General features: G+C 61.2%; 9 protein-coding genes. 3 read left to right on the top strand and 6 right to left on the bottom strand.

The window, feature by feature from the left end:
* Positions 1-35: 35 nt before the first annotated feature.
* The 6 genes from NG895_RS08585 to NG895_RS08560 all read right to left on the bottom strand — a co-directional run bounded on the left by NG895_RS08585 (position 36) and on the right by NG895_RS08560 (position 10,745).
* The gene (locus NG895_RS08585) at positions 36-1,124 is read right to left on the bottom strand and encodes an ROK family protein (protein WP_252852068.1); all 1,089 of its coding nucleotides are present in this window, start codon (positions 1,122-1,124) and stop codon (positions 36-38) included.
* 30 nt (positions 1,125-1,154) lie between these two features.
* On the bottom strand, positions 1,155-2,303 hold the full coding sequence (locus NG895_RS08580) for an MFS transporter (RefSeq protein WP_252852067.1): 1,149 nt from the start codon (positions 2,301-2,303) through the stop codon (positions 1,155-1,157).
* An 81-nt stretch (positions 2,304-2,384) separates the two neighbouring features.
* Positions 2,385-4,628 (bottom strand): GH92 family glycosyl hydrolase, encoded by a 2,244-nt coding sequence (locus NG895_RS08575; RefSeq protein ID WP_252852066.1) that lies wholly within the window; start codon positions 4,626-4,628, stop codon positions 2,385-2,387.
* A gap of 350 nt (positions 4,629-4,978) precedes the next feature.
* A complete protein-coding gene (locus tag NG895_RS08570; protein WP_252852065.1) occupies positions 4,979-6,442 on the bottom strand; it encodes a pectate lyase in 1,464 nt (487 codons plus the stop codon).
* A 197-nt stretch (positions 6,443-6,639) separates the two neighbouring features.
* A complete protein-coding gene (locus tag NG895_RS08565) occupies positions 6,640-6,891 on the bottom strand; it encodes a hypothetical protein (RefSeq protein ID WP_252852064.1) in 252 nt (83 codons plus the stop codon).
* Positions 6,892-7,694: 803 nt separating this feature from the next.
* Positions 7,695-10,745, bottom strand: a complete 3,051-nt coding sequence (locus NG895_RS08560; RefSeq protein WP_252852063.1) for a vitamin B12-dependent ribonucleotide reductase — start codon at positions 10,743-10,745, stop codon at positions 7,695-7,697.
* A gap of 706 nt (positions 10,746-11,451) precedes the next feature.
* Between NG895_RS08560 and NG895_RS08555 the strand changes: the two genes are divergently transcribed.
* The 3 genes from NG895_RS08555 (at position 11,452) to NG895_RS08545 (ending at position 15,082) form a co-directional block, all read left to right on the top strand.
* Entirely contained in the window at positions 11,452-12,315 is an 864-nt protein-coding gene (locus NG895_RS08555) for a hypothetical protein (RefSeq protein ID WP_252852062.1), read from the top strand.
* 147 nt (positions 12,316-12,462) lie between these two features.
* Positions 12,463-13,434, top strand: coding sequence for a PEP-CTERM sorting domain-containing protein (locus NG895_RS08550; protein ID WP_252852061.1), 972 nt, complete (start codon positions 12,463-12,465; stop codon positions 13,432-13,434).
* A gap of 172 nt (positions 13,435-13,606) precedes the next feature.
* A complete protein-coding gene (locus NG895_RS08545; RefSeq protein ID WP_252852060.1) occupies positions 13,607-15,082 on the top strand; it encodes a sulfatase family protein in 1,476 nt (491 codons plus the stop codon).
* The last annotated feature ends 4 nt before the right edge of the window (positions 15,083-15,086 follow it).

The raw sequence follows: 15,086 nt of genomic DNA, 5'->3' as shown, positions 1-15,086 counted from the left end.
TCGTATTACGGCTAAGATTGACTCTTGGAGTGCGTTTAGGTGTTCGAAGTTTCCAGCGCCGCGACTGCCACGGCATAGGCGCCCAGGCCGACGGCCTCGTTGGCGCCGAGTCGCGAGATGCCCACGGCCGTGCGGGGCAGGTACTCGGGCTCGCCGCTGGCGGAGAGCGGCGCCGGTTTGTAGAACGCTTCGGCGTCGGCCGGATCTTCCAGGTTGTACACGTGTTGCACCAGCCGCGGCTGCGCACCGGGCTGGTCGGAGAAGGGGCTGTTGACCATTTCCAGCAGCGCCGGCATGAACAGCTCGTGCGATTTGGACAGGCCGCCACCGATCACCACCATGCCGTCGAGCAAGGTGACCAGGTTCGCTATGGCGTCGCCCAGCACGCGGCCGAGCCGGGCATACGCCTCGCGGGCGGCCGCCGCGTCGCCTTCGAGTTCCCCTTGAGCGATGCGAGCAATGTCGTGCGGCGTGCGCTCGCTGGCCTGCGGATCGGAAGCCGCTTCCGCGTACGCACCGGTTACGGCACGAATGCTGACGCCCTCTTCGGCATTCACGTTCGGTGCGAGACCATGCCTGAGCAGCCACACCTCGCCCGTCATCGAGTTGTCGCCTTGCAGCAGCTTGCCTTCGAGCACGATGCCGCCGCCAAAGCCGGTGCCGAGCGTCAGGCCGATCAGGTTGCGGTAACGCTGCAGGCTGCCGGAGGCCTCGAGCTTGGCGTTCACTTCGGGCAGCAGGCCGGCGGTGGCCTCGCCCAGGGCGAACAGGTCGCCATCGTTATTAATGAAGACCGGGATGCCAAATTTCTCCGACAGGATGTCGGCCAGCGGCACCCCACCGGCATAGGCCGGCAGGTTGCCGACGTTGTACAGCACGCCGCGACGATAGTCGGCCGGGCCGGGGAAGGCAAAGCTGATGGCCCGCGCCGGGCCGCCCGCCTGATCGGCCACCTGTTGGAAACCGGCGAACATGTTCGCCAGGCTGCGGTCGCGATCGTTGGCCTCAGCCGGCAGCACTACCGACTCGCCCACCTGCTTGCCACCACGGAGGGCGGCAAAGGAAAAGTTGGTGCCCCCGGCGTCGAGCGTGAGGACCACCGTTTGGTCGTTCTTTGTGTCCATGGATTATCGCCTTGGGAGAGCGGCCGGGTGTTAGGCGGCCGGTTTGGGTTTGCTGCGGAACGAAAGGATCGTGAGGTAGACGAAGCAGATCACCGGCACGATGAATGCCAGCGAGTGGGCCATGCCATTGTCGATCAACTTTGCCATCACCTGGGGTACCAATGCGCCACCGGCGATGGCCATGCACATCAGACCGCTGAGTTCGCTGGCCCGTTCGGGCTTTTCTTCCACCGTGATGGAGAACAGCATTGGCCAGATGTTGGCGAAACCTAGCCCGCCCAGCACGACGCCGATCAGGGTAAGCGTCTGGTCGCCGGTCATCACCAACCCACTGCCTGCCAGGCCGAGCAGGGCGGAGAGCCGGAAGAACAAATGCGGGTTGATATTGATGGAACCGGCAACGATACGGCCGAACGCCAGGAAGCCAAAGAACATCACGGTGCCGAGCAGCTTGGCTCGGTCGGGAGACATATCGAATGCTTCCAGGGTGGGTTTGAGGAATGTCGCCATGCAGACTTCGGACCCCACGTACAGGAAGATGCCGAGCACCGCGAGGGCGAACACGGGGTTCTTCAGCAGGGCCAACGATTCGCCAATTCCGGGCGGTTCGTCCGCTTTGGTTTCGTCGATGTGCATCATGGCCACTAGCACGAAGGCGATGGCCATCAGGCCAAAGTAAATGGGGAACGCACCTCGCCAACCCATGACCGCCAGCACGCCAATGGAGCCAACCAGCACGGGCAGGTAGTTCGCGCTAACGCTACCAACCCCCTTGAAGCCCTGAGCCAGGGCAAGGTTGCGGCTGTATTTGCCCTCGGCACTAACGTCGCGCATGATCGGGTTTCCGGCCACCTGCAGGAAGGTGGTACCGACGCCCAGAAAGAACACACACACCAGCAGCAGGGCGTAGGGCGGGGTGGTGAAGGCAGGCACCGCGACGGCCAGCGTGTTGAGTCCCAGGCCGAGTAGCAACACTTTCTTCTTGCCGATTCTCGCCGCCAGCCATCCGCCCGGGACACTGAACACGGCAAACGCGATGAACACTGCAGAAGCCATCAGCGTGGCGACCACCGTGGAGAGCTGGTAGTTCTTTCCGACCGCTTCGGACAAAGGTCCCATCGCATCGGCGACGCCCATCAACAAGAACGCCAGGAGAATCGGCAGGGTTTTGAGATTCATTCGGATTGTCCACCTTGAAAAGAGCGAAATAGGATCGATCGTCCCGCGCGGATCCTGCCGCGCGGGACGCGATCGGTCGGTTTACTCAGCAAAGTCGCCGAACGGGCGATCGGCGGGGTCGTTGCCCCACTCTTTGTTCGGCTCCTTGCCCATCTCGAGCTTCAGCACGCCGCCCGAGGTGATGTCGTTATGCGAAATCCACGATCGCGTTACAGGCTTGCCATCGAGCGTCATGCTTTGAATGTGAATGGCCTCGTCGGAGTTGCCGTCGGCTTCGATGACAAAGTCCTTGCCATTCTGCAGGTGGATCGTCGCTTTGGCGAACCGCGGACTTCCCAACACGTAACCAGGCTTGCCGGGGCAAACCGGATAGAAACCCAACGTGCTGAACACGTACCAGGCCGACATCTGACCGTTGTCTTCGTCGCCGCAGTATCCATCGGGGCCGGCGCCGTACAGCGTGTCGACCGCTTTGCGGACGGGGGCGGCCGTCTTCCAGGGCTGGCCGCCGAAGTTATACAGGTACAGCACGTGGTGCACCGGTTGGTTGCCGTGGGCGTACTGGCCCATGTTGCAGGCGACCATTTCGGTCATCTCGTGAATCACGCCACCGTAGTGACCGACGTCGAACGTTGGCTCGGCCGCCAGCATGGCGTCGAGCTTGTCGACAAAGGCCTGATCGCCACCCATCAACTGGATCAAGCCGGGCAAGTCATGCAACACGCTCCAGCTATAGTGCCAGGAACTGCCCTCGGTGAACGGGCCGCCCCATTCGTCGGCCTTGAAGTCGGGCCGCCATTTGCCGCTAGCCTCGCGGCCACGCATGAAACCGACCTCGGGATCGAACACGTTGTGGTAGTTCTGAGCCCGCTCCAGCAGCATCGGAACCACGTCGTCGCGACCGGCCGCCTTGCACACCTGGGCGGCGCACCAATCGTCGTAGGCGAATTCCAGCGTTCGCGCGGTGGCCTCGCCGGTGCGGTCGCTTGCGACGTAACCCAGGTTGATGTACTCACGCAGACCCTTACGGCCGTAGGCACCGTTGTCGCTGAACTCGGTGGCGTCCTTGATCGACGCGTCGGCCGCAGCTTGCAGGTCGAAGTCGGTGATGCCCTTACACAGGGCGTCGGCGACCACGCTTTCGACGTGCGTGCCGATCATGCAGTCGCGGTAACCGGGGCTCGCCCACTTGGGGAACCAACCACCTTCCTTGTAGGCGTTAATCCAGCCACGAACCATCGAGGCGTTGATCTCGGGATCGACCACGCTCAGCAGCGGATAGACCGCGCGGAAGGTGTCCCAGAAACCGTTGTCGGCGTACATCTCGCCGGGTTCGACCTTGCCCGAGTAAGGACTGTAGTGCACCATCTCGCCATTGGCATCGAACTCGTAAAGGATGCGGGGGAAGAGCAGCGCCCGGTACATGTTGGAGTAGAACGTAACCATCTGCTCGTCGGTGGCGCCTTCGATGTCGATGACCGAGAGCCGCTTATTCCATTCCGCCTTAGCGTCGGCCACTACCTGGTCGAACGACTTGTCGTCGATTTCGCGATCCAGGTTCACTTGAGCCTGGTCGAAGCTGATGAACGAGCTGCCGACGACCAGATCGGCCGTGGTCTTATCGCCCAGATCGAGCTTCACGGCGATCCAGTGGCGGTCGCCCGAGCGTTCGACGTCGGCGATTTTGCAGTTGAACTTGGCCAGGAACCGGCAACCAAAGTCGCCCTCCACACCGCCGCGGTTGAATCGTCCCGTGGCGCGGATCTCGCCCTTGTCCTCATCCACGTCGAAGTCGGTCGCCCCGTAGGCATCGAAGTGCACCCAGGCGTTGGCGCCCTGGGGATAGGTGAAACGCATCGCGGCGCACCGCGTCGTGGCGGTCATCTCGGCGCGGATGTCGGTGTCTTCGAGCGTTACGCCGTAGTAGTACGGCTTCGATTCCTCGGTGTCGTGCGAGAACTTCGACGAAGGCAGCGCCCCGCCGGTTGGTCCATCCACAAAAGGCATGATGCCAAAGTTGCCGTAGTCGCCCATCCAGGGGCTCGGCTGATGCGTGGCGTGGAAGCCACGAAGCTTGTCCTTGCCGTATTGATAGATCCAGCCGGTTTCATCTCCGGTACGGGGGGTCCAGAAGGTCATGCCGAACGGCGCCGCCACGGCTGGGTAGGTGTTGCCGTTCGAGAAGCGGAATTCCGAGTCGGTACCGATCAACGGGCTCGCCAGTTTGGCGTAGTCCGTTTCGGCGGAGGCCGTGTGGGCGAGGCATGCTGCCACCGCGAGCACGGCAACGGAAAGACGGGGTAGACTTCGAGACGTAGTAATCATGGCCAAGGTCACTCATCTAATAGAAACAGGACGACTCACGGGGGTTCGGCCGGAACCGAAACCTTCGCGACTGCGCATACACTGACGCAGGCAGGGGCAGTCGCGGCGCCGAAGGCCCAGTTCCTGGGCAGTCGTCTGGAGATGCCTTGGCACGCAAATTCGAGTATGTTTTTTGCAGCAACGCCCGTCAAGCCTTCTCTACCGACTCGGAGCTCCGGTGGGCCGATCCGCACAGAGAATTTGTCAGATTCGGGTACCGGGGCAGGGGGGCAGAAGTCTGGCCTCGGCACTTAGGTGAGCCGCAGGCGCAAGCCTCGGGCTTAGCTGCCAGAAACTCGACCTTACCGCATTCATCTCACCGTTTCTCTCTTCTTCAGCGTCTGCAGGTACTCGCTCAAGGTTGTCAGGTTTTCGCTGAAGCGTTCGCTCGACAGGTACTCGCCCCCCAGCGGTATCTTCGGCTGACCGACCAGCCGCTGGCCGTCGTGCGTGCTGACCCAGCGGCCTTGCTCGTCGAGATCGGCAAGGATCTGCTGGACGGCGTCTTCTGTTACCGGTGTATTCCTGCCCCATTTTGGCTTCGGACGGTCGATGCCCTGCATTGCTTCGTAAACTCGCAAGATGCTGAATCCGTTACTCAGTCGCTTCAACTGCGATTCGATCTTCCAGCCATAGTGGTCGGGCAGGTTGGTGTCGTCGTAGGTCAACTCGTATTGTTTGCTGCTTCGCGTCATGTAGAGAGGCTCGTTGGTCTGGAGCTCGTAGTACCGCGCCAGCCGGCCGTCGGGCTGTCGCGAGCGATCAAGGTATGCGAGTGCCCGGGAGATAGGCTTCACGTACTTGGGATCGCCCGTCGCTTCGGTGATCAATAACAGTGTCTCGATCGCTTCCTGCGACTCGTCGCCGGCGATGGCCGGGGGTTCGAACTTGCGGGCCCAGATCGGCTGCATCTGGTAATTGTACTGCTGTGCCCACCCGGGCTGAGGTTCGGGCATCTGCGCGAGTATCAGAAAATCGCCCAGCTTGCGGAGCGCGTCGAGATAACGCTCGTCGCCATACACCCGATGGGCATCGATCAGCGCCCGGGCGACGTAGCCGCAGACGTTGTCGTTCAGCGTGTACATGTTCCAGTACTCTTTGATGCGGCCCTCAGTGCGCCAATCGTAGTCTGGATAGCTCGCCGGCACGATCGGCTGCGGCTCGACCGGCCCCGTCCAGACTTGGGGGAACGCCCCATTAGGAAACTGCGCGTCGAGCAGCGCGTCGAGCGCGATTTGGGCCGACTCATGGATCGCGTCATGCTGGAAGTCGTGGGCCTTGTCGACTGCTACCAATAGGCGAATTGCCGACTGTGTCTGGCCGTCGTCGAGCGACGAGTTATTCTTGCCGCGGCCACGACCATTGCGATAGTCGGCCGTACGAGCGCCGTGGGGATCGAAGTCGACACAGTTGGTCCACCCGCCCGACTCGAGCTGTCCGTACACCAGGGCCTCGGCCGCCGCGGTGGCCGCCTGCAAGTAGTCGTCGTCGCCCGTGGCCTCGTAGGCGCGGAGGAACGCCAACCCCACGGTCGGTGTCCCCGGCGGCTGCACCCAGATTTGATCCTTGGTGGCCTGGCCTTCGCCCCACCGCTGCTCAAGGTCGAGCGAGTAGAAGTACACGTATCCGCCATGCGACGCGACCTGCTGGTGATAGAAGTCGCCGGCGCGCTTCATGGCCGCGGTCGCTTGCTGCTGTAGATCAGGGTTCTGAGCTTGGAGGAAGCTACAGGTGCAAAGAAGTGTTGCAGTGAGGATGGAAGTGAGTAGCTGCATCAGACCAGTCCGCGGAGGGAAGGCTCGTTGGCCGTTGATCGCGGGATCAACGACAGTGGGGCTGCCTGCTATCGTAACACAACCGTAGTAGGGCAGGGCGGTCCAGCCGCAATGGACGGATCTAGAACTGTAGAGAACAACGCCAGCAAAGACTTCGACGCTACGAACCCCGGTTGCAGATGCCGGGGCGCGGGCATTTATTCGTCGAGATCCTCCGTCCCCAACGCCCGAGCGATTCCGCGGTAAGAATCGTAGGCCATGCTGGCGAGCTCGGCCAATAACCAGACGGACGCACCCACCACATACCACCAGGCGAAGGGAATCCAGTGAAACACCGTGGCGATCATGGCCACAATGGTGATTAAGCCCAGCAACCAGCGGACACTGTACCGCAGCGGCTTCGCAGTGGTGCTGGACGATTCGCTGCAGGGTGGTTTGACGTCGGGCATCATAGCTTCCACTCATTTGGCGGCGCGGAGGATCGTACAACAGGGGCATTCGACGTGCTTGAGGGAATCTTGGCGGGATCGTCTCCTCCCCAGCCGGACCGCCACGCGGTCCGCGACTAACAACTAAAGAGACCTGGGACAGCAAACCCCGGTTCACTTTCGGCCTCGGCCACGCTCCGGCCGATGGATCATCGCTCGCTCAGCCGAAGGATGAGATTGCTTCCAAACCCGGGGCGGCGCTTCGGCTCGTGCCTCGCCGGTGCTTGCCCCGGGCTGGCATGTTTCGCTCCTTCGGAGCTGCAATTGTCATTCACGAAATTCGTGGGCCAAGTCTCTCCGCGACCAACGGTCGTGACTTTATGGGCACAAAAAAAACGCACCGCCCTCAAGTCACCTCCAGTGCGACCATCGGGCGATGCGTTCAGGGGGGCATCGATTGAGTTTTAAACGGCTGCTGGCGGGCGTCCTTGATGCCCCACACATCCTGTTACCAGCAGCCCGTGGTGGGAGGGGTTAGGGGCTGGCGGCTCGCCTTCGATTCCATGACGCTGCCAGTGCCGACGAAACTGAAAGTCGTTGCAGGTATTTCATGTGATTCGCTGGAGTTGGAAGCTTTTTGAATCTCTCGAACTCCTGCTGTGCCGTTGGATCGTTAGGAAGACGACGCAAGTGGTTGTCCAGCACGGCACGTGTTGATTCGACGTGCTGAATCCATAGTTGCGAGAGCATATCCGACGATACTGACGACATACTAACCTAGACCTCCATGAATCTTCGTAGGCTCATATCTAGCCGATCGCCTCTCAGCTACATCCCATGCTGTTGCCACAGTTGTGGCACAGGTAGCAGTTGCCGTTGCGGACAGTGATGCTGCCGCAGTTTTCGCAAGCGGGGGCGTCGGTCTGGAAACCGGCGAACTGTTCGCTGCGGGTGCTGTGGGCCTCGAGGTCGTCGGGCATCACCGCACCGGCTCGCTCGAGCAGCTTGGCGCTCAGTTCGGTCATGGCCTTGGCAGAGCCATTGCCATTAGACGAACCACCGTTGGTATGACCATTGGCGAGACCGTTGGCTTTGGTGCTCTCGACGGTTTGGGCCTCAGTGCCCGCAGCTTGCCCGCCATCCTTCTTGGCGACGGGCTTGATCTCGGTGGGACTGTCATCCTTACTGCTGGCCCCGGCAAGCTTCCCGCCCGCGTCGCTGTCACCCGGCGCGGAGCCATTTGTGGCTTCCCTGTATCCAGGCAGGAATTCATTGCCGAGCCAACGGAAGATGTAGTCGATCAGGCTCTTGGCGATGCGAATGTCGGGGTTCTTGGTGTAACCCTGCGGCTCGAATCGCATGTGGGAGAACTTTCGCACGTAATCCTCGAGCGGCACGCCGTACTGCAGGCTCATCGACACGCTGGTGCCGAAGGCGTCCATCAGGCCGCCGATCGTCGAACCCTCTTTGGCCATGGTGATGAACAACTCACCCGGACGGCCATCGGGGAACATGCCAACGGTGATGTACCCTTCGTGGCCGGCGACGCTGAACTTGTGCGTTTTGCTGTCGCGGGTGTCGGGCAGGCGTTCGCGGCGAGGCTTGCCGATGGCGGCCTCTTCCATGGCCTTCGGATCGTTCCGCTTGGTGTTCAGCGGCTGGCTGTCCTTCGAACCATCGCGGTAGATGGCCAGGGCCTTCAGACCCAGCCGCCAACCGTCGTAGTACGCCTCGGCGATGTCTTCGGTGGTGGTGTCACGCGGCATGTTGACCGTCTTGCTGATCGCTCCGGAGAGGAACGGCTGCGCGGCGGCCATCATGCTGATGTGGGCCTTCCAAGGAATGCTCCGCGTACCACCCGACGGGGTGAACGCACAGTCGAAGATCGGCAGGTGCTCTTCCTCCAGGTCGACCGCCCCTTCGATGGTATCCTCGCGATCGATGTGGGCGAGGATCGACTCGATCTGCGGCTGGCTGTAGCCCAGCGTCTCCAGGGCCAGCGGCACCGTGCGGTTGACGATCTTCAGCATGCCGCCACCGGCAAGCTGCTTGTACTTCACCAACGCGATGTCGGGCTCGATGCCGGTCGTGTCGCAGTCCATCATGAAGCTGATGGTACCGGTGGGGGCCAGCACCGTGGCCTGGGCGTTGCGGAAACCATGCACCGCGCCGGCGGCCAGCACTTCGTCCCACACCGTGCGGGCGGCACCGACCAGGTAGTCGGGGCAGGCTGTGTCGATCTTGTCGACCTGGTCGCGGTGCATCTGCATCACGCGGTTCATCGGCTGGGCGTTCTCCTCGTAGCAGTCGAACGTGCCCACGGCCTCGGCCAGCTCGGCGCTGGTCAGGTTGGCAGCCCCGTGCAGCATGGCGGTGATGGCGCCACAGGTGCCACGGCCTACGTCGGAGTCGTAACCCTTGCCGCCAGACATCAACAGCGCGCCGAGGTTCGAGTAACCCAGACCCAGCGGACGGAACAGATGACTGTTGCGAGCGATGTGTGGCGTGGGATAGCTGGCGTGGTCGACCAGAATTTCCTGGGCGATAAAGAACAACCGGCAAGCGGCCATGAAGCGATCGCAGTCGAACGTGCCGTCCTTCTGCCGGAACTTCATCAGGTTGATGCTCGAAAGGTTGCAGGCCGTGTCGTCGAGGAACATGTACTCGCTGCAAGGGTTCGAAGCATTGATGCGGCCACTGTTGGGGCAGGTGTGCCAGGTGTTGATCGTGGTGTCGTACTGCACACCGGGGTCGCCACAGTGCCAGGCACAATCGGCCATCCGATTCAGCACCTCGCGAGCCTGATAAGTGGGGCCCTCGGTGGTGTTGTCGGTCACCCAGCGAGTGGTCCACTTCTCGTCTTTCTCCACCGCTTGCATGAAGTCGTCGGTAACGCGGATCGACAAGTTGGCGTTCTGGAACATCACCGAGCTGTACGCTTCGCCGTTAAAGTTGGCTTCGTACTTGCCGCTGGCAATCAGGGTCTGAGCCTTCTTTTCCTCGTTCCATTTGCACTCGATGAACTCCATCACGTCCGGATGCCAGACCTTGATGGACTGCATCTTGGCGGCGCGGCGGGTCTTGCCGCCGCTCTTTACCACCGCGGCAATTTGGTCGTACACCCGCATGAAGGAGAGCGGGCCGGAAGGAATGCCGCCGCCGGAAAGCTTCTCGCGCTTGCTGCGGAGCGTGGAGAGGTCGGTGCCGGTGCCGGAACCGAACTTGAACAGCATGGCCTCGCTGGTGGCCAGCCGCATGATGTCTTCCATGTTGTCGGACACGTGCTGAATGAAGCAGGCCGAACCTTGGGGGTATTCGTAAGGATTGTCGGGCTGCACCACATCTTGCGTGGTGGGATCCCAACGCCAGTTGCACTTGTCGCCACGCACGCCGTACTGGTGGTACAGGCCGACGTTAAACCACACTGGCGAGTTGAACGCACCGTGCTGGTGCAGGCAGAGCCACGACAGGTCGCGGTAGAACCGCTCGCCATCGGCGGCCGAGGCGAAGTAACCGTCTTCCAGGCCCCAGTCGGTGATGGTCCGCGTGACGCGGTGCACCAGCTGCCGGACGCTGTACTCACGCTCTTCGGTGCCAACTTCGCCGTAGAAGTACTTGCTGCAGATGACGTTGGTGGCCAACTGGCTCCAGAAACTGGGCACTTCGCAGTTGTCCTGCTCGAACAGCACTTCGCCGTTCTCGCCCTTAATCTGCGAGGTGCGAACCTCCCAATTGACGGTGTCGAACACATCGGGGGTGGCCCCTTCGCCGGTTTCTGGGGGGCAGAAGGTCGCATCGATCTTCAGCCGGCCATGAAAACGCTTGGGAGCGGACGAGGCGGCGGGAGACGACAAACCGGTATCGACAGTAGCCATTGAGAGAATCTCCTATTCTGCAAAGCGAGAAAACGGGGCATCCATGTCCGTTGGGGAGGGGCGTCCAAGTGCAGAGTACGAGCATACCGCCGTACGGAACATTTGTACACAACTCCCGCAGCCATTTATTCGGCCAACGAGGTCGCCAATCTGGAGGTCACCTGGCTTAACACCAATCTCCGTCCTGACTTATCGCGAGGCCCCACTACATCTTGGTGGCGAAGCCTCAAATCCCGGCACTTACCGGGGCTTTTCCTGTTATCGACCCAATATATTGTATCCGATGCCCTAATCCCTACAACATTTGGGTGACTGAAGGCCAAATCATACGCGCTCACCGCCGGTCGTCAATCCAATTCTTTGTATTCCCTAAGTCGCTAGCACACAACAGGTTGTGGCGACGTGTGAAGCGATGGCAAAGCTAGCATGAAGGAATTGTGAAGCACTTAAGCTGTTGTAAGAAAATGACTTAGGTAAATAGACACCTGCCTGCGGGCCTGCGCGAGCTTTCAGAAAGTTTTCGCCAGGAAGTTCCTAGCTCTGGGGCAATACGGTCGACACAGCTTGCCAGAGCTCCCCCGCTCGCCCAAACCGAATGGGCAATGGCGGTGGGGATTTCTCTCGTCGCCGAGGATAGCCTAGCGGGCAGGCGCAAAGGATTGTAGACTCCCGCGCCTCTTCTCCAAGCTCTTCACGTTGTCCAACAATGCGACTCGCTCTGTTCATCCTGCTCACGGTGGCGGTTTGCCTGACTGGCTGCCGGGGCTCGCGATGGGCAAAGCGCGACGCCGACTATCGCCGGAAGTATCCCGAGCACACGGACGATCCGCTGAAGACCGTCAAGCAAGCGGTTGATGCTCGGCATGTGGCGGGCAAGCACGGGGCGTACGTCTCGTTCGCTGGTCGCGACGAACCGTTCGCGGGCGGGTTCGACATCGGCGGCTTCCGCTACACCGAACCCTGGCTCGAACAGCGGATCGGTCTATCCGGCTTGCTGCACGAAGAGGGCAAGCGGCCCGTTTCGCTGGGACTGTTGACCAGTATGCGAGCGCAGGTGCCCAGCCGCCTGGCTCCCTTCGCTGGGGTGGGCGCATACGCGGGATGGGCCGGCGGCGAACAACGCGAGTACACGATTTTCGACGAGGAAGAAGAAGCCATTGCTGCGGCGATATTCGACACAAAGCACGAGTTCGTGGTGGCGGCCTTTCCCGAAGTGGGCATGCACTTTTGGATCGATCATCGGCGGCGGCTGACGACCTCGGTCAGCTATTGGTTCACCAACCAGGACCGGGGCGAAGATTTCCTGTTCTTCAGTGTTGGATTCTCATGGTTTAGCAGCAATTACCAGGATTACTCCAACTACTCGGATGGGGAGTTTAACGAGCGATTGGGCGAATTCCGCCTGCCGCCTCCTCCGCCGCCGGGCACTACGGAGGAAACGGTAGTGCCTTCGCCGTACAGCAACCTGGATGTCGCCGTGCCGGAGGGCGTGTTGCAGCCGCCGGAAACTTATCCCTCGACGGGCGTTCCGCCACTGGAGCAGGCGGCATTTTCATCCGCGGACGAGTAGTCGAGCGTTATTGGGCGTTTGCCGATTATTCTCCCATTTTCCATCGATTGTGGCGGTTGCTCCGCGCACTTCTTGATTGGCTGATTGAGAGCGCCGGAGCATACGTACCGCGCGGCGAGTTCGTTCTGTCAGCAGGGAGTAGATCCAATGCGAGGGATTCACGCCAAAACATCTAGACCGCTTGTTTCGATGACGAGTGCTGGCATTGCCTGTGCTGTGTTGGCGGTAGCTCAGGTCGGTTCTTCCACTGCACTTGCGCTGCCACTGCCGTTGAACGAGGCCGATGCCACCGCCAAGTGGGAAACGGTGGTCATTCCCAGCTTGCCGGTCACCGATGCCGCGTTCGCGCAGCAGTACGCCATCGTGCCGCTGAACCCGACGTTGAACTTGGCGCTCTCCACTGGCACTGCGCTGTCGTCCGAGGCACTCGGTGGACCGCTCGTGCGCGGCTTCAGCGAGATCAGTGGTGTCGCGCCCAACACCCATGGCGGCGGAGATCTGGCTGCCACCAGCCACGCTCGCATGATCACGCAGTACGAGGTAACCGGCACGGGCCCGGTGGACCTGGACATCGACGTGCACATCGACGGTGATCTAGCTGGAGGAAACTACTTCACCGATGCACTGGGCAATGTCACGTCAGGCGTCGTGTTTGCCGCGCTGTTGCACACGGAGGGCGGTACCACGTCGCTGTTCATGGGAGATGCGTTGCTGGACGTGGCGGCCACGACGAGTCTCAGCATGCTCACCACCGGTGGCGATTGGATGCCGAGCAACTTCACTAGCTTCAACCCAGGGGACTTCAACAACCAAGGTCGCCGCATCGACATCACCGATCAGAACGAAAACGCCGCCATCTTGAATCCAGGCGACAAGTTCGCCATCGAGTTGCGGCTCGATACGAGTGTCTACGCGGCCGGTGCCTTCGAAACTGCCGCGCGATCGGACTTCGATTCCACCGGTGCGATTTCCGTATCGACTGACGCGCCAGGCGGAGGATTCTCGCAGATTGCCGTTCCAGAACCATCGACCATGGCCACGCTATTGTTGGGCAGCCTGGGCGGCGCGATCTTCTGGTGCAGGCGCTATTTCGATGCGATGAGTAGTCGGGCACCTTAGTGTGCCGTAAAGCAAATCCGCCCGTCTGGGCCTTTAGCATCGAGTTCGTGGCGTTGCTTTGCTGCTGACTTGGCTCCGTGTTAAGCTGAACCTTCCAAGGCGTTCTGTTACCGTAGCGCAAGTGTCGGCGCGAGTAGAACGGCCCAGTCACAGTGGCCCCTTCGACGAAACAATGGTTCGAGCTTCCAGACGCGACGTACTTTTCCAGATCGCTTTCACGGCGGCCGTTCTAGCTGCCAACGCACAGGCTGTGATTGCGGCTGACGCAAAGAATCGACCGAACGTGTTGATCGTTCTGGTCGACGACATGGGGTATGGAGATCCGGGGTGCTACAACCCCGACTCGCGCATCGCCACGCCCAATATTGATTCGCTAGCGCGTGAGGGAATGCGATTCCTCGACGCCCACGCCGCCGGTCCATTGTGCCACGTCTCACGTTATGGCCTGATGACCGGCAGGTACCCATTTCGCACGAACGTCGCGCGGTGGCCCACGGAGGCCGTGATCGAGCCGTCGCGAACCACCATTGCTTCGTTGCTGAAGGAGCACGGCTATCGTACGGCCATGGTGGGAAAGTGGCACCTGGGTTTTGACCAGCGGGCCTACAGCCAGCCCTGGCCGGGCGGCCCCGTGGATGTGGGTTTCGATTCGTTTTTTGGCATTCGTGCATCAACCGACATTCCGCCGTACTTCTACATTCGCGATCGACTGGCGGTAGAGCCGCCCACGGTGCCGATCGAGGCGAACCAGAGTGAAGGTTGGTCGCCCATCCAAGGCCGGTTCTGGCGTCGTGGCAAGATTGCCGAGAACATGCAACTGGAAGAGGTGCTGCCGAAGTTCACGGACGAAGCCATATCGATCATCGAGAGTCACCACCGCGCAGCATCAGCAGGCGACACGCAACAGCCGCTGATGCTGTACCTGGCGCTGCCCTCGCCACACACTCCGTGGCTGCCCTCGCCCGACTTTGCCGGCCAGAGCGAGGTCGGCCTATACGGCGACTTCATGCAGATGGTCGACGCGATGATCGGCCGCGTGCTCGAGGCGCTGGACACGGCGGGCATGGCCGAGGAGACGTTGGTCATCTTCAGTTCCGACAATGGTCCGGTGTGGTACGACCGCGATGTGCGCAAGTGGCAGCACGATAGTGCCGGCGACCTGCGGGGCATGAAGGGCGATGCCTGGGAGGCCGGCCACCGCATGCCGTTTATCGTCCGCTGGCCGGGCAGAGTGGCGGCAGGCTCGACGAGCGATCAGATGGTCTGCTTTACCGATCTATTGGCCACGCTGGCGAGCATCGTCGGCGACGAACTGGCGACCGATGAGGGGCCCGATAGCTTTGATTTTTCACCGGCTTTGCTTGGCAGAGAGTCTTCGAATCCCGTACGTACTTCGCTGGTGATGGAATCGTCGGCGGGATTGATGTCGGTACGCGAAGGTCCTTGGAAATTGATTGACGGATTGGGCTCGGGCGGCTTCTCCCGCCCCAGCAAGGTCGAACCGGCGCCTGACGGACCGCGGGGCCAACTCTACAACCTGGCCAACGATCTCGGTGAGACACAGAACCTCTACGACCAGCATCCCGAAGTGGTCAGCCGGCTGAGGCAGATCCTCAAGAACGCACAGCAGTCGCCAGCGACGCGTTGAGCTG

The organism is Aeoliella straminimaris, from assembly GCF_024054565.1.
Taxonomy (GTDB): Bacteria; Planctomycetota; Planctomycetia; order Pirellulales; family Lacipirellulaceae; genus Aeoliella; species Aeoliella straminimaris.
This window is presented reverse-complemented; position numbering and strand designations above follow the sequence as displayed.